Here is a 20,923-nt window from a genome sequence, read left to right on the forward strand (position 1 = left end):
CACCAACACGCCCACCCCACCACCAAGATGAAAAAGGCTCAATGAAGGGGCCTTTCATGTCAGTCCGTGAAGGCCGCGTGACGCGTCAGCAGTAGCCCAGTCGCGCCAGCGTGTCGACGATGATCTCCGAGGGGTGGAACTTGTCGACCCAGGACTCACCGCGGCGGTTCTGGTAGGTGTCGAGGAAGTTCTGCAGCTTGTCCCCGCGCATCTCGGTCAGCACGACGGTCTCGCCGAGGTGCTGCGGCGTCTCGGTGCGCTCGCGGTGCACCGCGCACGGCAGGCCGAGGTAGTAGCACTCCGCGGACAGGCCGCCCGAGTCGGTGACGACGTACTCGGCGCGCGCGACCAGCGGCAGGAACTTCAGGTACCGCATCTTCGGCTGGATGATGAAGTTCTTCTCGTCGAAGAGGTTCGCCAGGCCCAGCGAGCGGATCTTCTCGCGCTCGGGCGCGCCTGCCATGTAGAGGATCGGCATCTGCTTGCTCTGCTCGCGCAGGATCTCCAGCGCCTCGCGGTACTTGTCCGCGCGCGAGACCAGCTCGAAGCGGTGCAGGGTGGCGAGACCGAACTTCTCCGGCAGCCCCTCGATGTCGAGCGGTCCGTTGATGGCCAGCCGCATCGCGTCGATCGCGGTGTTCGCCTCGGTGTCGACGACGACGCCGCGGGCGTTGCGGAGGTTGTCGACCTCACGCGCGCTCGGCGCGAAGTGCATGTCGACGATCTTCGCGGCGATCTTCCGGTTCAGCTCCTCCGGCAGCGGCGACATGATGCTGCCCGACCGCGCGCCCGCCTCGACGTGCCCGACGCGCGACTTGAGGATCCGCTTTCCGATGAGCGAGCCGTACGGCGTGGTGAAGGTGTCGCCGTGCACCAGCACCAGCGGCGGACGGCCGTCCTCGACCAGCGCGGCCTTCAGCTCGGCGCGGCGGCTCCACGCGGTGCGCAGCACCTGCGCGGCCCAGCCCGGCACCTGCGCGGGGGACTCCAGGTTGTGCGCCTTCTCCTTCGGCACCAGCCAGACGTCGGGCTCCGGGAGGTTCAGGTCGGCGAGAACGTCCGAGACCTCGTCGACGTGCTGCGCGGTGAACCAGATCTTCGGCCGGACCCCGCGTTCGAGGATGCCGTGGTAGACCGGCGCGATTTTGATCAGTTCCGCCGTGGTGCCGAGAATGAAGGAAATCACCGGAAGGGCCATTCTGTCGGGGTCTGCGGTGCCCGAAGGATACTGGTGGCCCGCGCAAGGTAGCCTCGCCGGGGTGAGTGCGAATTCGCTCCTCCCGGCCCTGTCCGTGGTGATCCCGGTCTACAACGAGCAGAACTGGATCGACCGCAGTGTGGGCGCGCTGATCGCGTCGGCACAGGCGGCGAACTGGCCGGTCGAGGTCGTCGTGGTCGACGACGGCAGCACCGACGGCACCGGCGACAAGCTCGCCGAGCTGCAGGAACTGTACGGCATCACGGTCCTCACCCAGCCGAACAGCGGCCGGTTCGAGGCGCGCCGGGCGGGGATCGCGAAGGCGTCCGGACAGCAGATCCTGCTGCTCGACAGCCGCGTGATCGTGGACCCGGGCTCGCTCACCTTCCTCCGCGACCAGCTCGTGGACCACCCCGAACGCACGGTGTGGAACGGTCACGTCAACGTCGCGTCCGAACACAATCCGTATGCGGGATTCATGGCGGGTCTGGTCAAGATCCCGTGGCGCCGTTATTGCGCGAACCCGCGCTTGATGTCCTTCGGTATCGAAGAGTTCGACGTCTTCCCGAAAGGCACCGGATTCTTTTCCGCGCCCAAGGACGTTCTCGAGGATTCGTCAAACGCGTTCGAGTCGCTCTTCGAAGACGTCCGTTTCGCGAGTGACGACACGGGTGTTCTGCGCTGGATCGCCGAACGGCACCGCATCTTCCTCTCCCCTGAGTTCTCCGCTACCTACCACGGCCGCGATTCGTTCAAGAAGTTCATCGGGCAGTCGTATTTCCGCGGTACCACGTTCGTCGATTCCTATCTCGCGTCGCCCGGCCCGGCACGCAACGGCCTGTTCGCCGCGATGGCAGTCGGTGTGCTCGGACTCGGAGTCGCCGCGAAGCGCCCGAAGACCGCCGTCGCGCTGGCCGCCGCCGGATCGACGGCCGCCGGGTTCGCGGTGACGAAGTTCGGCGCGACCAAGGCCGAGGCCAAGGCCGTCGCCCAGCTCGCGCCGGTGTTCGCCGCCGGTTTCGGCGCCGGAGCGCTCCGCGGCCTCTTCATGGCACTGCGGGCCAAGTCGCGTCGATGAGCAACGCGGTGAGCAGTGAAGAACTGGCCAAGGACACCGGGAAGTCCGCCGGCCGCATCGGCGTCTACCTGCTGATCGCCATCGCGCTCGGCTACGCGCTCACCGTGGTCTGGGGACGCGTCCTTCCTCCTGAGGACAACGCGGTCCTGCTCTCCTTCTGGGGCATGTTGATGGGGCTGGGCGCCGCCCTGTCCCCGCTCGAACAGGAGATCTCGCGCCAATCCGCGCACGCCGCGCTCGAAGGTCGCAAGGCCGGGCGCCCCGCGGTGATCGCCTTCGTCACCAGCGCGATCGCCGTGGCGGTCGTCGGGCTGGTCACGTTGCTCCCGCCGATCACCGGCAAGGTCTACGGCGGCCAGTTCGCGCTCGCGGTGATCGTGCTCGCCGGCGGCCTTTCGTTCGCCTTCCAGTTCGCCGCGCGCGGCCTGCTCATCGGCCAGAACCACGTCCGGTCCTACTCGTGGCTGATCCTCGTCGAGGCGGCCGTGCGGATCCTCGTGGTCGCCGCGCTGGTGGTCGCCGGGCTCACCCAGCTGTACTGGTTCGCCATCGCCGCCGCGACCGGCTCGTTCGCCTGGCTGCTGTTCGCCCGCGGCGCCGCCAAGCTGGTCGACCCCAAGCTGGACGCCGACGAGCCCGCGAAGCCGATCGTCACGAACATGCTGATGCTCCTCGCGGGCGCCGGGCTCACCGCGAGCGTCATCACCGGCTACCCGGCGCTGGTCAGCCTGCTCGCGCCCGGCGGCGACAAGGACAAGCTCGGCGTGCTCTTCCTCGCCCTGTTCGTGGCGAGGACGCCGCTGACCCTGATGGCGCCGGTCCAGGCGCTCGCGGTCCCGACCGTGGTGCGGCTGTCCAGCACCGAAGAGGGCAAGCACCGGCTCCGCAGGCTGCTCGCGCTCGGTTCGGCGGGCGCGCTGGCGCTCGCGGCCCTTGGCGCGCTGATCGGTTACCTGATCGGCCCGTGGGTGGTCCGCCTGGTCTACGGCGCCAAGAACGACCCCGAGGCCTGGTGGATGGCCGGGCTGGTCTGGTCGTCGGTGCTGCTGGCCGCGATGCAGCTGCTCGCCGCCGTCCTGGTCGCGCGGGCCAAGGCCACGAAGGTGCTGATCACCTGGGCCGCCGTCGTCGTCGCGACCGCACTGGTCCTGCTGTTCTTCCCCGGCGACACCGTCGTGCGCGCCGTCGTCGGTCTCGCCGCGGGGCCGACGGTCGGGTTGCTGGTCGTCATGGCGTTCGTGGTGCGGGGCACCCCGGAGACGGGCAACGCACGGCCGTCCGAAACGTCTCGATAGTGTGGCCGCGCCATCACGCGCCGCGAAACGCGATGGCGTTCATACGCCGAAATAGGGTTGGACAGCGAATTCGATGAACGTTCTTTTGGTGGTACTGGCGTTCTGGCTGCCGGGGCTCGTCTTCGGCGCCGCGATCAGGCTGCGCGGCTGGACCCTCGCCGCGGCGGCCCCGCTGCTGACCTTCGGCCTCGTCGCGATCGCCATCCCGATCCTCGGCCGCTTCGGTATCCGCTGGTCGATGCTCAACGTCGGGCTGTGGGTACTGGCGCTGTCCGTCGTCGGTTTCGGACTGTCGTTCCTCGTACTCCGGTTCACCGCGAAACGGCACCCCGACTGGGCTGAAGACGACGAGGCCCCGAAGAGTTCTTCACGTGACCACCTGCTGATCGGCGCGGGTGTGCTGGTCGGCGTCGGCGTCGGCGCGGTGACCTTCCTGCGCGGTTCGCATTCGCTGGACAACGTCCAGCAGGACTGGGACGCCCCCTTCCACGGCAACCTGGTGCGCTGGATCGCCGAGCACGGCGACGCGCGGCCGTCCACGGTCGGCGCCATCGCGAACCTGCCGAATCAGACCGACTACTTCTACCCGGACACCTACCACGCACTGCTCGCCCTGGTCTTCGGCAAGGGCGGCCTGACGATGATGCCGACGCTGAACCTGGCGGCGCTCATGGTCGTGCTGACCATCCCGCTCGGCGTCGCCGCGATGTGCCGCGCCTGGCGGATGCCGGTGCTCGGGGTCGCCGCCGCGGCGGCCGTGTCCACCTGGTTCACCGCGTTCCCGTACGACTCGCTGTGGCGCGGTCCGCTGTGGCCGTACGTCGCCGGTGTGGCCCTCGTCCCCGCCATGCTCGCGCTCGCCCACCTGCTGCTCAAGCCGCGCGGGATCGCCGGGCCGGTCGCGATCGGTGTCGGCGTCGCCGGGCTGGCGGGTCTGCACACCAGCCTGATCTTCGTCATCATGGTCTACTTCCTGCTGATCCTGCTCGCGGTGCTGTTCCGCCTCGAGAAGATCGGCTGGCGCCGCAGCGCGGCCTCCTTGGTGGCCACGATCGTGGCGGCCGTCGTGCTGGGTGTGCCGCAGGTCCTTCCGGCGCTCTACAACGCGGGCGGTGTGACCAGCGCGTATTGGGCGTCGGAGGCCACCGTCTCCGGCGCGTTCGGGCAGACGATCACCTTCTCCCCGATGGCGTCCTTCCCGCAGTGGTGGATCGGCGTACCGGCGATCATCGGCGTGTTCTTTCTGGTCCGGCACCGGCGGATGCTCTGGATGGTCGGGGCGTACGTCGTGCTCGGTGGCCTGTTCGCCGCGACGATCTCGATGGAGACCCCGCTCATCCACACCCTGACCGGGGTGTTCTACAACGACCACTGGCGGATCGGCGCGCTCGTGCCGCTCGCGGGCGCGGTCGCGTTCGGCGAGTTCGTGCACACCGCCTCCGGCAAGTTCGCCGAGAAGCTCGGCGAGCGCAAGCCGGACCTGAACCCGTTCACCGCCGCGATCGTCGGCGCGGTGCTGATCGGTCTCGTGGTCACGGCGCTGAGCAAGGGCGGCTACATCGGCCGGAACTCCTCGACGCTCGCGATGAAGTACGGCGACGGTCCCGCGGTCAGCAAAGCCGAGGAAGCCGCCTACACCTGGCTCGGCCAGCACGTCGTTCCCGGCGAACGGGTCATGAACGACAAGGCCGACGGCTCGGTGTGGATGTACGCCCTTTCCGGGGTTCAGCCGGTCGAGTGGACCAACTACGGCGCCGAGTTCACCACCAAGGCGGGCTGGCTCAGCGTGTTCCTGAACGACATCAACCGGGAGCCCCGGGTCCGGCAGGCGCTCGACGAACTCAAAGTGCGCTACGTGATCGTCGGCAAGGGCAAGGTGGCGCCCGCATCGAAGCCGGCGGTGGGACTCCAGCGCCTCGACATCACTCCGGGTTTCAAGCGCGTCTTCCACAACTCCGACGCGTCGATCTACGAAATCGAAGGTCAGCAAGGTGTGGTCGCCGCCGGCGCCGCCACCGGGTCCGACACCGCTCACGGCCAGTAAGAAGATAGAGTGATCCAGTGTCCAGTACGTCCGTGACCAGTCGTCGCGTACTCATCGTGATGCCTGCCTTGAACGAGCAGGCCAGCGTCGGCGCGGTCATTTCCCAGGTCAAGCAGTCCTTGCCGGGCATGGACGTGCTGGTGGTCGATGACGGTTCCTCCGACGACACCGCCAAGCTCGCCCGTGCCGCGGGCGCGGAGGTGGCCCGGTTGTCGGTCAACCTCGGCGTCGGCGGGGCCATGCGCACCGGCTTCCGGTACGCGGCCGCCCGCGGCTACGACGTCGTCGTCCAGGTGGACGCGGACGGCCAGCACGACCCGGAAGAGGTCGGCGCCCTGCTCGACGCGCTCGACGACGCCGACATCGCGATCGGATCGCGGTTCGCGGGCAAGGGTTCGTACAAGGCGAGCGGCCCGCGGAAATACGCGATGGTCGTGCTCTCGCTCGTTTTCTCCCGGCTCGGGAAGACCAAGCTCACCGACGTGACCTCCGGGTTCAAGGCGATGGGTCCGCGCGCGATCAAACTGTTCGCCGCGTACTACCCGGCCGAATACCTCGGCGACACGGTCGAATCGCTGGTGATGGCGATCCGGGCCGAACTGAAGATCAAGGAAATCCCGGTGATCATGCGCGAACGGGCGGCCGGAACGCCGAGCCATTCGCCGGTGAAATCGGCCGTCTACCTCGGCCGAGCCGGACTCGCCCTGCTGCTGGCGCTGGTGCGCCGCCGTCCCGCCGTCGACTCGTCGGATTCGGCGTAAAAGGAGCTGATTATGGCTGGCTGGCGCATTCTCAGCATCGTCGTCGCCTGTCTCGTGCTGTTCGTCGTCCTCGAGATGATGCGACGGCGGAAATTGCGTGAGAAGTACGCGGGTGTGTGGCTCGTCCTCGCCATCGGTGTGGTGGTCCTCGCTCTCGTTCCGCAGGCCGCCGACTTCCTGGCTCGCGTAACCGGCGTCCAGACGCCGTCGAACTTCGTATTCCTGTTGGCAGGCGTGGTTCTGGCGCTGGTCGCGTTGCATCTGTCGACCGAGGTCGGGCATCTCGAAGAAGAGGTCCGGACCTCTGTCGAGGAGATCGCGCTGCTCCGCTGCGAACTCGCCGACGCGCAGCGCGAACTGGAAGAACGCGTCGCCGCACTGGAAGCCAGGACGGCCACGCCCGACACCGTCAAAGGGCTCCCCGAAGTGAGCCCCGCACGCGCACGCTGATCGACGCCCTTCTGGCGGCTCCGCCGAGGCTGGGCGCCGTCCGCGTGCTCGCCGTCGACGGGCCTTCCGGCTCCGGGAAGTCCACGCTGGCAGGGAAGATCGTCGCGGAGCTCGCCGGCCGCGGGATCCGGACCGCGCTGGTCAGCACGGACGAATTCGCCACCTGGGACGAACCCGTTTCGTGGTGGCCACGGCTGGAAACCGGCGTTCTGGAGCCTTTGCGCGCGGGCAGGCCGGGCGGTTACCGGCGGGTGGCCTGGTCCCGTGGTGTCCCTCAGCCGGGTGAAGAAGTCGAGATCGAGGTCCCCGAGGTTCTGGTGCTGGAGGGCGTTTCCAGTGGCAGGGCACGGATCCGGCCGTCGTTGTCCCTGCTGGTCTGGCTGGACGGCGGAACCGAGACCGAACGCCTGGACCGCGGTGTCGGCCGCGATGGCCCGGAATCCCGGGAGCCCCTGCGCCGCTGGCAGCTGTTCGAACGAGGCTGGTTCTCCGTGGACGGGACCAGGGCGGCGGCGGATCGCGTGGTCACCACTCGTGAGTGGTAAAGAGGGTTTTCGCCGATGTCCTGTTTTGTCAGTGACCCGAAGAGCGTAGTGGTGGACACCCATTTGTGTTAGTGACCCGGCACTCTGCGCGTTAGTGGCCGAGAATTGATTACGCTCCGTCTGGAATTGCGGACACTTTGCGGTCGTATTGGCCTTCGCGTAGCGCGATCGTAACCTCACGTGCTTAAGTGCGGGCCGAGTTCCCGCTAGTGTCGGCGAGCACACCGATCGTCCGCGGAGTTCGAGTTTCCGACCGACCGGACGGTGACTAAAACACCGAAAATCTCCTCAAGGGGTGCCAGATGCAGCAACTGCGGGCGACCAGAGCGCGCCGTGTGGCCCTGATCGGGCTTGCCGGCGCACTCGCGGTCTCCATTTCCGCTTGTGCCGAGTCGAAGCGTGAAGAGGGCGCAGGAGGTGGCTCGGGAGGCACCATGGTCTTCGGCGCCGCCGGTAACCCGAAGACCTTCGACCCGCTGTTCAACGACGACGGTGAGACCTTCCGCATCATCCGCCAGATGTTCGACACCCTGATCATGAACAAGCCGGGGACCGCGGACCTCGAGCCCGGCCTGGCGGAGAAGTGGGAAGGCAGCAACGAAGGCAAGACGTGGACCTTCACCCTGAAGAAGGGCGTCAAGTTCCACGACGGCACCCCGTTCAACGCCGAAGCGGTCTGCTTCAACTTCAACCGCATGTTCAACATGAAGGGCGCCGCCGCCCAGAGCCAGATGATCTACTACGGCGACGTCTTCGAAGGCTTCGCCAAGAACGAGGGTGACGCCTCCGGCGCCCCGGTGTTCAAGGACTGCCAGGCCAAGGACGAGTCGACCGCCGTCCTGAACCTGAACAAGGCCAAGGGCGCCTTCCCGGCGGCCTTCACGCTGCCGTCGTTCTCGATCCAGAGCCCGGACGCGCTGAAGAAGTACAACGCCGACGCCGTCACCCAGAGCGGTGACTCGTTCTCCTACCCGGAGTACGCGCTGAAGCACCCGACCGGTACCGGCCCGTTCAAGTTCGAGAGCTGGGACCAGGCCAAGGGTGAGATCACGCTCTCCAAGGCCACCGACGCGCCGACCCAGACGGCCAAGCTCGACAAGCTGGTCTTCAAGGTCATCCCGGACGAGAACGCCCGCAAGCAGGCGCTCAAGGCCGGTGACATCCAGGGCTACGACTACCCGTCGCCCGCGGACTACGGTCTGCTGCGCAACGACGGCGAGCAGGTGCTCATCCGCCCGTCGTTCAACATCCTCTACCTGGGCATCAACCAGAAGAACAACCCGAAGCTGAAGGACCTCAAGGTCCGCCAGGCGCTGGCCTACGGCCTCAACCGTGAGCAGTTCGTGAAGTCGAAGCTCCCCGAGGGCGCCGAGACCGCGACCCAGTTCGTGCCGAAGGCGATCGACGGCTACAACGAGAACGTCACCAAGTACGACTACAACCTCCAGAAGGCGAAGGATCTCCTGAAGGAGGCCGGCGCCGAGGGCATGACGCTGAAGTTCTACTACCCGACCGAGGTCACCCGGCCGTACATGCCGAACCCGGCCGACATCTTCACGTCGCTGTCCGAGGACATGAAGGCCATGGGCATCAAGGTCGAGCCGATCGCGAAGCCGTGGAACGGTGGCTACAAGGACGACGTCCAGAAGGCGGGTAAGCAGGACGTGCACCTGCTCGGCTGGACCGGTGACTACAACGACGCCGGCAACTTCGTCGGTACCTTCTTCGGTCGCGAGAAGCCGGAGTTCGGCTTCAACAACCCGGAGCTGTTCTCGGCCATCGCGGCCGCGGACGCCGCACCCGCCGGTGAGACGCACACCAAGGCGTACCAGGACGTGAACCAGAAGATCATGGAATACCTGCCCGCCATCCCGATCTCCTACGGCCCCCCGGCGATCGTCGTCGGCCCGAAGGTGAAGGGCCTGGTGGCCAGCCCGCTGACCGACGAGCGTTTCTACACCGTCACGGTCAACTGATCCACCACCACTGAGGCACCAGGGGGTGGGCGCTACCGCGCCCGCCCCCTGTGGCCCATTCCCGGGCTGGCAACAAAGGAACGCACGTGCTCCGTTTTCTCGTGCGTCGGCTGCTACAAGCGATACCGACGCTCTTGATCCTGTCCATTTTGATCTTCGCCTGGCTCCGGTCCTTGCCCGGTGGCCCCGCCGGCGCCCTCCTGGGTGACAAGGCGACCCCGGAGAAGATCGCCGACCTGAACCGGATCCTCGGCCTCGACGATCCGATCTTCGTCCAGTACTTCAAGTTCCTCGGCCGGGCCATCACCGGCGACTTCGGCAACTCGCTGGTCTCCGCCCAGCCGGTCATGTCGGAGATCGGGAACTTCCTTCCCGCCACCATCGAACTCGGCTTCTTCGCGATGCTGATCGCGGTGGGTCTCGGTATCCCGTTCGGCTACCTGGCCGCCCGGTTCCGCGGCGGGGCCGTCGACAACGTGATCATCGTGCTCTCGCTGGTCGGCGTCGCCGTGCCGGTGTTCTTCCTCGGTTACATGATGCAGGACGTGCTGGCCGCCCCGCTGGGACTTCCGTCGCAGGGCCGTCAGATGGCCGGTCTCGACGCCACCAGCGTCACCGGTTTCGCGATCCTCGACGGCGTCATCACCCAGGAATGGGACGCCGCCTGGGACGCGATCACGCACCTGATCCTCCCGGCGTTCGCGCTCGCCACCATCCCGCTCGCGGTGATCGTCCGGATCACCCGCGCGTCGGTGCTGGACGTGCTGAACGAGGACTTCATCCGCACGGCCAACTCGAAGGGCCTCACCCAGCCGGTCGTCCGGCGCCGTCACGTGCTCCGCAACGGCCTGCTGCCGGTGGTCACCACCATCGGCCTGCAGACCGGCGCGCTGCTCGGTGGCGCCGTGCTGACCGAGCGGGTGTTCAACTTCCGCGGCCTCGGCTTCCTGCTCGCCGAAGGCATCGAACGGCGTGACTACCCGCGGCTGCAGGCGCTGCTGTTGTTCGGGGCGCTGGTCTACGTACTGGTGAACATGCTGGTCGACGTCTCGTACGGGCTCATCGACCCGAGGGTGCGTGTCCGATGAACACACTGCTGAACAAGAAGAAGGAGCCGATCGACAAGCTCGCCGCGTCATCGGCGAAGGGGCACAGCCTCGGTGGCGAGGCGCTCCGCCGGATGAGGCGCAGCCCGGTCGCGATCACCGGTGCGGTGATCACCGGGCTGTTCCTGCTGGTGGCGATCTTCGCGCCGCTGCTGGCGCCGAAGGATCCCTACGAGCGGTACCTGCAGAGCCAGGTCATCCTCGGCCAGGGCGTCATCCCCGGCGCGCAGCCCGGTTTCCCGCTCGGTGTCGACGACTTCGGCCGCGACTACCTCTCGCGGTTGCTCGTCGGCGCGCAGAACACCCTGCTGGTCGGTGTCCTCGCCACGATCATCGGGGTCGTGGTCGGCATGATCATCGGCGGGCTCGCCGGTGCCTTCGGCGGCTGGGTCGACACGGTGCTGATGCGCCTGGTCGACGTCATGCTGTCGGTGCCGTCGCTGCTGCTGGCGATCTCGGTCGCCGCGCTGTTCCAGAAGCCGAGCCAATGGACGGTGATCGTCGCGGTGTCGATGGTCGGCGTGCCGATCTTCGCGCGGCTGTTGCGCGGTTCGATGCTCGCGCAGCGCAACAGCGACCACGTGCTCGCGGCGACGTCGCTCGGCGTCAAACGCGGCGCGGTCGTGCTGCGGCACATGCTGCCGAACTCGCTCGGCCCGGTCATCGTGCAGGCCACGCTGACCTTGGCGACCGCGATCCTCGAAGCGGCCGCGCTGTCGTTCCTCGGTCTCGGTGACCCGGACCCGAACCGGGCGGAATGGGGCATCATGCTGAGCCGCAGCGCTCGGCAGTTCCTCGACATCCGCCCCGAGCTGGCGTACTACCCGGCCATCGCGATCATCGTGGTCGCGCTCGGCTTCACGCTGCTCGGCGAGTCCTTGCGGGAAGCCCTCGATCCGAAGAACAGGCGGTGATTTGAAGATGGCACTCCTCGAAGTCCGCGACCTCAAGGTCGTTTTCCAGCGGCGTGGTGAGAAGCCGTTCGCCGCGGTGGACGGGGTCAGTTTCGACGTCGAGCCCGGTCAGACGGTCGGCCTCGTCGGTGAGTCCGGTTGCGGTAAATCCGTGACGTCACTGGCGATCATGCGGCTGCTCGCGAAGCGCGGCAACCAGGTCAGCGGTTCGGTCTCGTTCGAAGGCACGGATCTGCTTCGCCTGTCGGACCGGGAAATGCGCGATCGCCGAGGTCGTGACCTCGGCATGGTGTTCCAGGACCCGCTGTCCTCGCTGAACCCGGTCATCCCGATCGGCCTGCAGATCACCGAGGTGCTGGAACGGCACCGCGGGATGTCGCGCAAGGCGGCGTCGGTGGAGGCGGCGGAACTGCTGGACAAGGTCGGCATCCCCGACCCGACACGGCGGCTTTCCGAGTACCCGCACCAGCTTTCCGGCGGAATGCGGCAGCGCGCGCTGATCGCGATCGCGCTGGCGTGCCGTCCCCGGCTGCTCATCGCCGACGAGCCGACCACCGCGCTCGACGTGACGATCCAGGCGCAGATCCTCGCGCTGCTGCGGGAACTGGTGCAGGAGACCGGGACCGCGCTGATCATGATCACGCACGACCTCGGCGTCGTCGCCGGTCTGTGCGACGAGGTCAACGTGCTCTACGGCGGCAGGATCGTCGAGCGCGCCGAACGGCACGCGCTGTTCGCCGAGCCGCGGCATCCGTACACGCACGGCCTGCTCGCGTCGATCCCGCGTCTCGACGCGGGACGCGGCGAGAAACTGATCCCGATCAAGGGTTCCGTGTCCGACAACATCCCATGGGACAACGGGTGCGCCTTCGCGCCCCGCTGCCCGAACGCTCTCGGCGTGTGCCGGGAGGTTTCACCGCGGCTGACGCCCGATCGCGGCGGACTGCTGCGCTGCCACAACCCGGTGGTCCCGGCCGTGGCCGCACGAGGAGGGGCCCGATGACGCACCCGGTAGCGCCGCAGGAAGTGCTGCTCGAGGTCAATGACCTCAAGGTGCACTTCCCGATCAAACGCGGCATCGTGTTCGACCGGACGGTCGGGCACGTGTACGCCGTCGACGGTGTCGACCTGGCCATCCGCAAGGGTGAAACCTACGGTTTGGTCGGGGAATCCGGCTGCGGCAAGTCCACTTTGGGCAGGGCCATCCTCCGGCTGACCGAGCTGACGAACGGCAACGTCGTCTTCGACGGCACGGATGTCGCCGGGCTCAAGGGCGAGGACCTGCGCAAGGCCCGCCGCCGGATGCAGATGATCTTCCAGGACCCGATGTCCAGTTTGGACCCCCGGCAGTCGGTGGAATCCATTCTGGTGGAAGGCATGAAGGCGCACGGCCTCGACAAGGACAAGGAAGCGACCGCCCGGCGGCTGCGTGAACTCCTTGCGGCCGTCGGTCTTCCCGAGTCCTCGCTGCGGAAGTACCCGCACGAGTTCTCGGGCGGTCAGCGTCAGCGCATCGGCATCGCGCGGGCGCTCGCCGTCGAGCCGGACCTGATCGTCGCCGACGAACCGGTGTCCGCACTGGACGTCTCGGTGCAGGCGCAGGTGGTCAACCTGCTGGAAGACCTGCAGCAGAAGCTCGGGCTGACGTATCTGGTGATCGCGCACGACCTCGCGGTGGTGCGGCACATCTCCGACCGCATCGGCGTGATGTACCTCGGCTCGCTGGTCGAGGAGGCGGGCGCCGACGCGCTGTACGAGAACCCGCTGCACCCGTACACGCGGGCGCTGCTCTCGGCGATCCCCGTGCCGGACCCGACGGTGGAGGACACCCGGGAGCAGATCCTGCTCGCCGGTGACCTGCCCTCGCCGGCGCGGCCGCCGTCCGGCTGCCGGTTCCACACGCGGTGCCCGTGGAAGCAGCAGAGCCTGTGCTCCACCGACCGCCCGCAGCTGCGGGAGATCGGCGCCGGGCACCGGGTGGCCTGCCACTACGCGGAGGACATCCGTGACGGGCGGATCAAGCCGCACGAGGTCAAGGCGGAACTCGTCGAGGCCGGGGAACTGAACCCCGACATCGGTGGCCTGCCGGACGTCGGCTCGGCGGCGGAGATCCTCTAGGTGGCAAGTACGTGAAGGCCCCCTTCATTGCGTCTAGCGCAATGAAGGGGGCCTTCACGTACTGCCGCATTTAGAGGACTAAATGCGTTCTAGTGATGACCCGGCATGGGCCGCCGCTTTCAGGCAGACTTCTGTTATGCGGGTCACAGTTCTGGGAGCGTCGGGGCGGACGGGGATTCACGTGGTCCGGCTGCTGCGGGGGCGGGGACATCAGGTGCGGGCGGGGCTGCGGAGTCGTCGCCGCGCCGAGGAGGTCGCCGGACTCGGCGCCGAAACCGTGGTCGCCGACGTCACCGCCGACGCGGACGACCTCGTCGAGGCGCTCGCCGGTTCCGAGGTCGTGCTCAGCGCGATCGGCGCGCCCGATCCGGATCCGGCGTCGGTGAACCTCGTCGACCGCGACGGCGTGATCACGGCGATCCGTGCCGCGGAGAAGGCGGGCGTCTCGCGGTTCGTGCAGCTTTCCGCGCAGTTCGCGGATTCGCCGGATCAAGGGGACAGGCTGGTGCGCTCGATCCTGATGGCGAAGCAGATCTCCGACAGCGTTCTCCGCCGCTCCAGCCTGAACTGGACGATCGTCCGCCCCGGCACGCTCACCGACGACCCGCCCAGCGGGCACGTCAAGGTCGCCGGTCACCTCGAACCCGGGCGCGTCTGTCGCGCCGACGTCGCCGCCGTCATGGTCGCCACCCTCGAAGAACCGCTGACCGAAAACCAGGGCTTCGACGTCATCGGCGGCGACATCCCGATCCCGTCGGCCTTGTCCTCGTTCAGCTGAGCGCTTTCTTTCGTTCCCGCGACGCCCGCAGGTTCGCGATGTTCCCGCAGGTGCGCACGTCGTGCCAGACGCCGCTGTTGTTGCGCGAGACATCGTAGAAGGCCGAGCGACAGCCGTCGAGACGGCACAGTTTCAGGCGCGGCCAGATCCCGGACTGCTGCGCGAGGAGCGTCTCCGTCCACAGCGCCGAAGTGAGCCACTGCCGTCCGGTGCCGGACGGGAACAGCCGGACGACGCCGTCCCGCAGGACCAGTTCCGCTTTGATCGGTCTCTCGACGGCCGCGTCCTGTCCGTCCACGAGCGAAACGAACGACTCCCGCAAGTCGCGAAGCGCGCGAAGGTCGCTCGAGCCCAGCGTGATGTCGGGCACTTCGGCTTCGCGTGCCCGCGACCATTCCGCCAGCGCCTCGGCTGCCCAAGGTCGCGCCAGGTCGGCGTCACTCAGCAGGTCCAGGCCGTAGGTCTGGATCGCCCTCGTGTTGAGGAAGTCCTGAACGAGCGCCAGTCCCGACGGGGCGGCGCGCAACCGGTATCGGTCCGTCGCGGTCCATGACATAGGTCAAGCCTACTTGACTCTGTCGAAACCGTCTCCATGCTGATGACAGAGGCAAAACCCGAACACTTCTGTCAGAGGAGAACTGTCATGACTGCCATCGAAGGCGCCGTCGTCCTGGTGACCGGCGGCCGGCGCGGGCTCGGCAAGGCGTTCGTCGCCGAACTGCTCGACCGTGGCGCCGCCAAGGTCTACGCCACGGCCAGGACGCCGCGGAGGAGACCGACCCGCGGATCGTCCCGCTCCCGCTCGACGTCACCGACCCGGAATCGGTCCGTGCGCTGGCCGAATAGGCGAGTGACGCCACGATCGTCTTCAACAACGCCGGCGTCCTCGGCCTCGGTTCGCTGCTGACCGACGACGTCGACGCGCATCGCCCGGTCTTCGAGACGAACGTCTTCGGTGCGCTGCGCATCGCGCAAGCGTTTGCGCCGCAGCTCAAGGACGGTGGTGCGCTGGTCAACGTCCACTCGGTCCTGTCGTGGGCGGCGGGCTCGGGTTCCTACGGCGCGTCGAAGGCGGCCTTCTGGTCGCTCACCAACTCGCTCCGCATCGAGTTCGCCGAACAGGGCACTCAGGTCGTCGGCGTCCACCTCGGCTACACCGACACCGACATGACCCAGGGCCTCGACATCCCCAAGAACGACCCGCGCGACGTCGCCCGGCAGGTCGTCGACGGGCTGGAAAAGGGAGAGACCGAGGTGCTCGCCGACGACCTCACCCGCCAGGTCAAGGCCGCGCTGTCCGGTCCGGTCGAGCATCTCGGCACCAGCCGGATCGGCGCGTAGTTCGCCCGTTCGAGAACCTCACCGCACACCAGTGGGCTGAGGCGTTTCGGCTTCGGCGAGGAACTCCGGCTCGCGCGTCCGGCGTTTTGTCGAACCGAACAGCACGCCGCCGATGACGACGGCCGCCGCGATGACTTCGAGCAGCGAAGGCCGCTCGTCGAGGACGAGGAACGCCATCGACAGCCCGACCACCGGCACGAGCAGGGAGAACGGCGCGACCACGCCCGCCGGATTGCGGCGCATCAGCGAGGTCCAGATCCCGGAGCCGACGATCGTGCCGAACAACACGACGTAGGCGAGCCCGCCGAGGCCGATCAGCCCGGTCGTGGTGCCGAGCGTGCTCAGCGAGTGGCCGATCTGGGCCGGTCCCTCCATGGCCAGCGACAGCGCGAACATCGGCAGCGGCGGCACCACGGACATCCAGAGGACGAAATTCAGCGGGTTGTCCGGTGCTGCCTGCCGGGTGCTCAGGTTGCCGAACGCCCAGCTCAGCGCGCCGAGCAGGGTCAGGATCACCGGCAGCAGGGCGGCGTTCCCGGCCTGCTGCCAGGCGATCGTCGCCATTCCGGCGACGGCGAGCAGGATTCCGGCGAGCTGTCGCCCGGACACGCGTTCCCGCAGGAAGACGGCGCCGAGCAGGACGGTGAACGGGGCCGACGCCTGCAGCACCAGCGAGGCGAGACCGGTCGGCATGCCGGTGTCCATCGCGATGAAGAGGAAGGCGAACTGCCCGGTGCCGAACCCGAGACCGTAGCCGAGCAGGTGGCGGATCTTCACCTTCGGCCACGGCACGAACAAGATCGTCGGGATCGCGATGACGGCGAAGCGCAGCCCGCCCGCGAAGACCGGCGGGAACTGGCCGAGGGTGGCGTGGATGGCGAGGAAGTTGCAGCCCCAGAGGACGGCGACGAACAGGGCGAGCAGACGGTCGCGGGCGGGCATACCTTCACTCTTACGGGTGCATATCGTGAAGGACAAGCGATAATATTTTCAGTGACCGTTCAGTTCGGCTTCACAGAGGTGGCGGGATGGACATCGGCCGGTTGCGGACCCTGCGGGAGTTCGCCGACCGTGGCAGCGTGACGGCGGCCGCGAAGGCGCTGCACTGCACCCCGTCCGCGGTTTCCCAGCAACTGCGCGCTTTGCAGAGCGACGTAGGGCTCGCGTTGACGGAACCGGCGGGCCGGGGGCTCCGGCTGACCGACGCGGGCCGCGCGCTGGTCGCCCGCGCCGACGACGTCCTCGCCGCCCTCGATCGCGCCGAGTCCGAATTGGACACTTACCGCAGCGCCCCGCGTGGCCGGGTCCGGATGGCGATCTTCCAGTCGGCCGGGTTGATGCTGCTGCCCGGATTGCTGAGTCGCACGGCGGAATTCGAGGGGCTGGACGTCATCGTGCGCGACGTCGACATGACGCCCCCGGAGGTGCCTGGGCTCGTCGCGGATTACGACATCGTGGTGGCGCACCGGGACGAGCACGCGCCGTCGCTCGGTTCGGAACGGCTGGAGACGCGGCATCTGCTGCGCGAACCGCTCGACGTCGCGCTCCCCGCGGGGCATCGGCTCGCGAAGAAGCGCCGTATCGAACTGGCCGAACTGGCCGACGAACGCTGGATCAGCGTCAACGCCGGTTTCCCGGTCGACGACATCCTCCAGTCGCTGATCATCCGCACCGGCGTTCGGCCGCAGGTCGTGCAGCGAATCAACGACTTCCGCATCACCGAACGACTGGTCGCCGCCGGGCACGGGATCGCGCTGCTGCCGAGGTACACCATGGACACGCGGCGCGGCAGCGGTCTGGTGTGCCGTCCGCTCGCCGGGATCAAGGCGGCGCGACACGTCGAAGCGGTCTACCGGCTCGGCGCGTCCTCGCGGCCCGCGGTGGCGAAGGTGCTCGACGCGCTCGCCGACGAGGTCGCCGCGCTCACGGGCGAGCGTGACCCTTCAGGTGCTCCAGCGCGATCTTGAGCGCGTCGGCGATCGGCGTGATGTCGTGCCGCAGGTGCGCCATCAGCAGACCGCCTTGGACGCAGGTCATCGCGGCCTGCGCGAGCCGGGCCGGGTCGGCGTCTTCGGCTAGCTTTCCCTTCTCCCGCAAGGATTCCAGTCCGCGCTGGAGATGGGACTCCCATTCGCGGTACGCGTTGTCGAGCAGCGGCGCGATCTTCGGGTCGTCCCCGAGTTCGCCGGTGAGGTTGCCGAGCGGGCAGGCGATCGGACCCTTCGGCGTGCTCTGGATGGCCAGGATCTCCTGGGTCCACTGCTCGAAGTCGGCCCATTCGTGTAGTTCGAAGATGGTCGGCTGGTTGCCGAGGATCGCTTCGAGGTAGCGCTTGATGACCGCCTCGACGAGTTGATCCTTGTTCTTGAAGTAGTGGTACATCTGCGATTTCCCGGCCCCGCTCGCCGCGAGCACCTTGTCGACGCTCGTGCCGGCCACGCCGTGGACGTACATCAGCTCCGCCGCCGCGTCGACGATCGCCTCCCGGGTCTGGCGTCCGCGAGGCGTCTTCGCCGGTTGACTGTCCATGTACCGAATAGTACAGTCAGCCGCACTGTACCGATCAGTACAATCAAGGGAGCTGACCATGGGGGATCTCAACACCGACCTCGCCGAGCTGCGGGCCGACGTCGCGAGCCACGTCCCGGCGGAAATCGCCGAGGTGCTCAAGGCCGACCGGGAAGGATTCGTCGGGGTGATCGCCGAGGCCGCCGCGAAGCCGGGGACCGCGATGCCGGACCTGACGCTGCCTGACGCTTCCGGCGGCCGGGTACCGGTCGCCGACGGTCCCGCGGTCGTGGTGTTCTATCGCGGGGCGTGGTGCCCGTACTGCAACCTGGCGCTGCGCACGTATCAGCGGGAAGTCTTGCCGGAGTTGGAGAATCTGGGGGCGAAGCTGATCGCGGTCAGTCCGCAGCTCCCGGACGACTCACTGTCCACAAAGGATCTCGAATTCACCGTGCTGTCCGATGTCGGCAACGAACTCGGGCGCGCGCTCGGCATCACGTTCCGCCTCGACCCCGCGACGAAACCGACGTTCGACACGCTCATCGGCGACGTCGAGAAGATCAACGGCGCGGAGGAATGGGAACTGCCGTATCCGACCGTCCTGGTGGTGGACGGCGAAGGCGTCATCCGGTTCATCGACGTCCACCCGGACTACACCACCCGCACCGACCCGGCCGACATCCTGGCCGCGGTCAAGGCCCTGTAGAAGGTCGCAGGGTCGTGATTGGCGGGCTTTAGGTATCTGCGGGTGAGTACATGATGGCCCCCTTCCTTGCGCCAGGCGCAAGGAAGGGGGCCATCATGTACTTCACCGCTGTCCGTGCGAAGCGAAAGCTACCGGTTCGCCCGGTTCACGGCGGACACGACGGCCCGCAGCGAAGCGGTCACGATCGACGGATCGATCCCGATGCCCCAGTACACCCGGTCGGAGATCGCGCACTCGATGTACGACGCCGCCCGCGCGTCGTCGCCGGGCGAGAGCGTGTGCTCGCTGTAGTCCAGCAGCCGCAGGTCGAACCCGACGGTCGACAGCGCGTCGAAGAACGCCGCGATCGGGCCGTTGCCGCGGCCGGTGACCTCGTGTTCGTCGCCTTCGACCCGCACGGTGGCGGTGATGTCGTACTCGCCGTCGCCGTTGTCCCTGACGTGCTGGCGGACCAGCTCCAGCGGCGTCTTCAGCTCCAGGTACTCGGCCGAGAACGCGTTCCACATCGTGGCGGGGTCGACCTCGCCGCCTTCGGTGTCGGTGTGCCGCTGGACGACCTTCGAGAACTCGATCTGCAGGCGCCGCGGCAGGTCGAGCTGGTGCTCGGCCTTCATGATGTAGGCGACGCCGCCCTTGCCGGACTGCGAGTTCACCCGGATCACGGCCTCGTAGTTGCGGCCGATGTCCTTCGGGTCGATCGGCAGGTACGGGACCTCCCACGGGTGCTCGTCGACCGGGGTCCCCGCCTTGTCGGCGGCGGCCTTCAGCGCGTCGAGACCCTTGTTGATCGCGTCCTGGTGGCTGCCGGAGAACGCGGTGAACACCAGGTCGCCGGCCCACGGGCTGCGTTCGGGCACCGGCAGCTGGTTGCAGTATTCGACGGTCCGCTTGATCTCGTCCATGTCGGAGAAGTCGATCTGCGGGTCGACGCCCTGGCTGTAGAGGTTCATGCCCAGCGCGACCAGGTCGACGTTGCCGGTGCGCTCGCCGTTGCCGAACAGGCAGCCTTCGATCCGGTCCGCGCCGGCCTGGTAACCGAGTTCGGCGGCGGCGATGCCGGTGCCGCGGTCGTTGTGCGGGTGCAGCGACAGGATCACCGAATCGCGGCGGTCCAGGTTGCGGTGCATCCATTCGATCGAGTCGGCGTAGACGTTGGGGGTCGCCATCTCGACGGTGGCCGGCAGGTTCAGGATGACCGGCTTCTCCGGCGTCGGCTGCCAGATCTCGGTGATCGTGTTGCAGACCTCGAGCGCGTAGGACAGCTCGGTGCCGGTGTAGGACTCCGGCGAGTACTGGAAGCGGAAGTCGGTGTCGGGCTGCTTCGCCGCGTAGTCGACGACGAGTTCAGCCGCCTGCGAAGCGATCTTCGTGATGCCGATGCGCTCCTCGCGGAACACCACGCGGCGCTGCAGGATCGACGTCGAGTTGTAGATGTGGACGATCGCGCGCGGCGCCCCTTCGAGTGCCTTGAAGGTGCGCTCGATCAGCTCGGGACGGCACTGGGTCAGCACCTGGATGCTGACGTCGTCCGGGATGGCGCCCTCGTCGATGATCTCGCGGACGAAGTCGAAGTCGGTCTGCGACGCCGCCGGGAAGCCGACCTCGATCTCCTTGTAGCCCATGCGGACCAGCAGGTCGAAGAACTTGCGCTTGCGCGCGGGCGACATCGGGTCGATCAGGGCCTGGTTGCCGTCGCGCAGGTCGACCGCGCACCACAGTGGCGCGGTGTCGATGCGCTTGTCCGGCCAGGTGCGGTCGGGCAGGTCGATGTCCTCGACCAGCTGGTACCAGGGGCGATAGCGATGTACGGGCATCGAAGTGCCGCGCTGGGTGTTCCACGGAGCCTGTCCGGACGGGGCCGGGCGCGTGGGCTTACGGATGCTCATGAGAAGACGGTTCTCCTGAAGAATCGGGTGCGACGACCGGCACCACGAAGCCCCGCGACGGGGAGCCGGTCAGATCAGGCCCCGTCGCGGCAGCGAAGCAGGAGAGCTCGAGCCACGACGTCACCTTAACCACGAGATCTCTCGAAAGGAAACCCGGGCCGCGATCGAACCGTGACCAGAGTGGCGCCCATTCGGGTTACTCGCGGGTAGCAATCGGCC

General features: G+C 67.7%; 19 protein-coding genes and 1 pseudogene. 15 read left to right on the plus strand and 5 right to left on the minus strand.

Annotated elements, in window-relative coordinates; all coding sequences use genetic code 11:
* Nucleotides 1-85: 85 nt before the first annotated feature.
* Entirely contained in the window at nt 86-1,198 is a 1,113-nt protein-coding gene (locus tag AVL48_RS21455) for a UDP-N-acetyl glucosamine 2-epimerase (RefSeq protein WP_061985774.1), read from the minus strand.
* Between the two features lie 61 nt (nt 1,199-1,259).
* Between AVL48_RS21455 and AVL48_RS21460 the strand changes: the two genes are divergently transcribed.
* From AVL48_RS21460 to AVL48_RS21515, 12 genes are all read left to right on the plus strand, one after another.
* A complete protein-coding gene (locus tag AVL48_RS21460) occupies nt 1,260-2,276 on the plus strand; it encodes a glycosyltransferase family 2 protein (RefSeq protein WP_061985772.1) in 1,017 nt (338 codons plus the stop codon).
* Nucleotides 2,273-3,571 (plus strand): polysaccharide biosynthesis protein, encoded by a 1,299-nt coding sequence (locus AVL48_RS21465; RefSeq protein ID WP_061985770.1) that lies wholly within the window; start codon nt 2,273-2,275, stop codon nt 3,569-3,571. The genes AVL48_RS21460 and AVL48_RS21465 overlap by 4 nt, the downstream gene beginning before the upstream one ends.
* 73 nt (nt 3,572-3,644) lie before the next feature.
* Nucleotides 3,645-5,615 (plus strand): DUF6541 family protein, encoded by a 1,971-nt coding sequence (locus AVL48_RS21470; RefSeq protein WP_061985769.1) that lies wholly within the window; start codon nt 3,645-3,647, stop codon nt 5,613-5,615.
* Between the two features lie 59 nt (nt 5,616-5,674).
* Nucleotides 5,675-6,376: a glycosyltransferase family 2 protein gene (locus tag AVL48_RS21475; RefSeq protein ID WP_061985814.1), complete on the plus strand. Its 702-nt coding sequence runs from the start codon at nt 5,675-5,677 to the stop codon at nt 6,374-6,376.
* A gap of 12 nt (nt 6,377-6,388) precedes the next feature.
* A complete protein-coding gene (locus tag AVL48_RS21480) occupies nt 6,389-6,826 on the plus strand; it encodes a DUF2304 domain-containing protein (protein ID WP_061985767.1) in 438 nt (145 codons plus the stop codon).
* A gap of 44 nt (nt 6,827-6,870) precedes the next feature.
* Nucleotides 6,871-7,371, plus strand: a complete 501-nt coding sequence (locus AVL48_RS21485; RefSeq protein ID WP_061985765.1) for a uridine kinase family protein — start codon at nt 6,871-6,873, stop codon at nt 7,369-7,371.
* Between the two features lie 302 nt (nt 7,372-7,673).
* On the plus strand, nt 7,674-9,347 hold the full coding sequence (locus AVL48_RS21490) for an ABC transporter substrate-binding protein (RefSeq protein WP_482746679.1): 1,674 nt from the start codon (nt 7,674-7,676) through the stop codon (nt 9,345-9,347).
* Nucleotides 9,348-9,433: 86 nt separating this feature from the next.
* Entirely contained in the window at nt 9,434-10,435 is a 1,002-nt protein-coding gene (locus AVL48_RS21495) for an ABC transporter permease (protein ID WP_061985763.1), read from the plus strand.
* Complete coding sequence (locus AVL48_RS21500) at nt 10,432-11,367, plus strand: ABC transporter permease (RefSeq protein WP_061985761.1); 936 nt, start codon at nt 10,432-10,434, stop codon at nt 11,365-11,367. The genes AVL48_RS21495 and AVL48_RS21500 overlap by 4 nt, the downstream gene beginning before the upstream one ends.
* A gap of 7 nt (nt 11,368-11,374) precedes the next feature.
* Nucleotides 11,375-12,370 (plus strand): ABC transporter ATP-binding protein, encoded by a 996-nt coding sequence (locus AVL48_RS21505; RefSeq protein WP_061985810.1) that lies wholly within the window; start codon nt 11,375-11,377, stop codon nt 12,368-12,370.
* Nucleotides 12,367-13,485 carry an ABC transporter ATP-binding protein gene (locus AVL48_RS21510; RefSeq protein WP_061985759.1) on the plus strand — a complete coding sequence of 373 codons (1,119 nt, stop codon included), beginning with the start codon at nt 12,367-12,369 and terminating at the stop codon, nt 13,483-13,485. The genes AVL48_RS21505 and AVL48_RS21510 overlap by 4 nt, the downstream gene beginning before the upstream one ends.
* Nucleotides 13,486-13,621: 136 nt before the next feature.
* Complete coding sequence (locus tag AVL48_RS21515; protein WP_063816566.1) at nt 13,622-14,263, plus strand: SDR family oxidoreductase; 642 nt, start codon at nt 13,622-13,624, stop codon at nt 14,261-14,263.
* Here the strand turns inward: AVL48_RS21515 and AVL48_RS21520 are convergent.
* Entirely contained in the window at nt 14,256-14,819 is a 564-nt protein-coding gene (locus AVL48_RS21520; RefSeq protein WP_061985754.1) for a CGNR zinc finger domain-containing protein, read from the minus strand. The genes AVL48_RS21515 and AVL48_RS21520 overlap by 8 nt on opposite strands.
* Nucleotides 14,820-14,906: 87 nt before the next feature.
* On the opposite strand from AVL48_RS21520, the pseudogene AVL48_RS21525 reads away from it, so the two are divergent.
* A pseudogene (locus tag AVL48_RS21525) lies at nt 14,907-15,604 on the plus strand (SDR family oxidoreductase).
* 18 nt (nt 15,605-15,622) lie between these two features.
* On the opposite strand, the gene AVL48_RS21530 reads toward AVL48_RS21525, so the two are convergent.
* Nucleotides 15,623-16,546 carry an EamA family transporter gene (locus AVL48_RS21530; RefSeq protein ID WP_061985752.1) on the minus strand — a complete coding sequence of 308 codons (924 nt, stop codon included), beginning with the start codon at nt 16,544-16,546 and terminating at the stop codon, nt 15,623-15,625.
* Between the two features lie 86 nt (nt 16,547-16,632).
* On the opposite strand from AVL48_RS21530, the gene AVL48_RS21535 reads away from it, so the two are divergent.
* On the plus strand, nt 16,633-17,571 hold the full coding sequence (locus AVL48_RS21535; protein WP_061985750.1) for a LysR family transcriptional regulator: 939 nt from the start codon (nt 16,633-16,635) through the stop codon (nt 17,569-17,571).
* On the opposite strand, the gene AVL48_RS21540 is transcribed toward AVL48_RS21535, so the two are convergent.
* The gene (locus AVL48_RS21540) at nt 17,528-18,133 is read right to left on the minus strand and encodes a TetR/AcrR family transcriptional regulator (protein ID WP_061985749.1); all 606 of its coding nucleotides are present in this window, start codon (nt 18,131-18,133) and stop codon (nt 17,528-17,530) included. The genes AVL48_RS21535 and AVL48_RS21540 overlap by 44 nt on opposite strands.
* 58 nt (nt 18,134-18,191) lie before the next feature.
* Between AVL48_RS21540 and AVL48_RS21545 the strand changes: the two genes are divergently transcribed.
* Nucleotides 18,192-18,818 carry a peroxiredoxin-like family protein gene (locus tag AVL48_RS21545; RefSeq protein WP_061985747.1) on the plus strand — a complete coding sequence of 209 codons (627 nt, stop codon included), beginning with the start codon at nt 18,192-18,194 and terminating at the stop codon, nt 18,816-18,818.
* Between the two features lie 128 nt (nt 18,819-18,946).
* Here the strand turns inward: AVL48_RS21545 and leuA are convergent, their stop codons facing one another.
* Nucleotides 18,947-20,704 (minus strand): 2-isopropylmalate synthase, encoded by a 1,758-nt coding sequence (gene leuA / locus AVL48_RS21550; RefSeq protein ID WP_061985745.1) that lies wholly within the window; start codon nt 20,702-20,704, stop codon nt 18,947-18,949.
* Nucleotides 20,705-20,923 lie beyond the last annotated feature (219 nt).

The organism is Amycolatopsis regifaucium (genome assembly GCF_001613935.1).
Taxonomy (GTDB): Bacteria; Actinomycetota; Actinomycetes; order Mycobacteriales; family Pseudonocardiaceae; genus Amycolatopsis; species Amycolatopsis regifaucium.

Bases quoted from the DNA above. Each gene is read 5' to 3' on its own strand.
- AVL48_RS21475 (WP_061985814.1), top strand. From the start codon at position 5,675: ATGCCTGCCTTGAACGAGCAGGCCAGCGTCGGCGCGGTCATTTCCCAG.
- AVL48_RS21455 (WP_061985774.1), bottom strand. From the start codon at position 1,198: ATGGCCCTTCCGGTGATTTCCTTCATTCTCGGCACCACGGCGGAACTG.
- AVL48_RS21505 (WP_061985810.1), top strand. From the start codon at position 11,375: ATGGCACTCCTCGAAGTCCGCGACCTCAAGGTCGTTTTCCAGCGGCGT.
- AVL48_RS21535 (WP_061985750.1), top strand. From the start codon at position 16,633: ATGGACATCGGCCGGTTGCGGACCCTGCGGGAGTTCGCCGACCGTGGC.
- AVL48_RS21465 (WP_061985770.1), top strand. From the start codon at position 2,273: ATGAGCAACGCGGTGAGCAGTGAAGAACTGGCCAAGGACACCGGGAAG.
- AVL48_RS21490 (WP_482746679.1), top strand. From the start codon at position 7,674: ATGCAGCAACTGCGGGCGACCAGAGCGCGCCGTGTGGCCCTGATCGGG.
- AVL48_RS21530 (WP_061985752.1), bottom strand. From the start codon at position 16,546: ATGCCCGCCCGCGACCGTCTGCTCGCCCTGTTCGTCGCCGTCCTCTGG.
- AVL48_RS21500 (WP_061985761.1), top strand. From the start codon at position 10,432: ATGAACACACTGCTGAACAAGAAGAAGGAGCCGATCGACAAGCTCGCC.
- AVL48_RS21520 (WP_061985754.1), bottom strand. From the start codon at position 14,819: ATGTCATGGACCGCGACGGACCGATACCGGTTGCGCGCCGCCCCGTCG.
- AVL48_RS21545 (WP_061985747.1), top strand. From the start codon at position 18,192: ATGGGGGATCTCAACACCGACCTCGCCGAGCTGCGGGCCGACGTCGCG.
- AVL48_RS21510 (WP_061985759.1), top strand. From the start codon at position 12,367: ATGACGCACCCGGTAGCGCCGCAGGAAGTGCTGCTCGAGGTCAATGAC.
- AVL48_RS21470 (WP_061985769.1), top strand. From the start codon at position 3,645: ATGAACGTTCTTTTGGTGGTACTGGCGTTCTGGCTGCCGGGGCTCGTC.
- AVL48_RS21480 (WP_061985767.1), top strand. From the start codon at position 6,389: ATGGCTGGCTGGCGCATTCTCAGCATCGTCGTCGCCTGTCTCGTGCTG.
- leuA (WP_061985745.1), bottom strand. From the start codon at position 20,704: ATGAGCATCCGTAAGCCCACGCGCCCGGCCCCGTCCGGACAGGCTCCG.
- AVL48_RS21540 (WP_061985749.1), bottom strand. From the start codon at position 18,133: ATGGACAGTCAACCGGCGAAGACGCCTCGCGGACGCCAGACCCGGGAG.
- AVL48_RS21515 (WP_063816566.1), top strand. From the start codon at position 13,622: ATGCGGGTCACAGTTCTGGGAGCGTCGGGGCGGACGGGGATTCACGTG.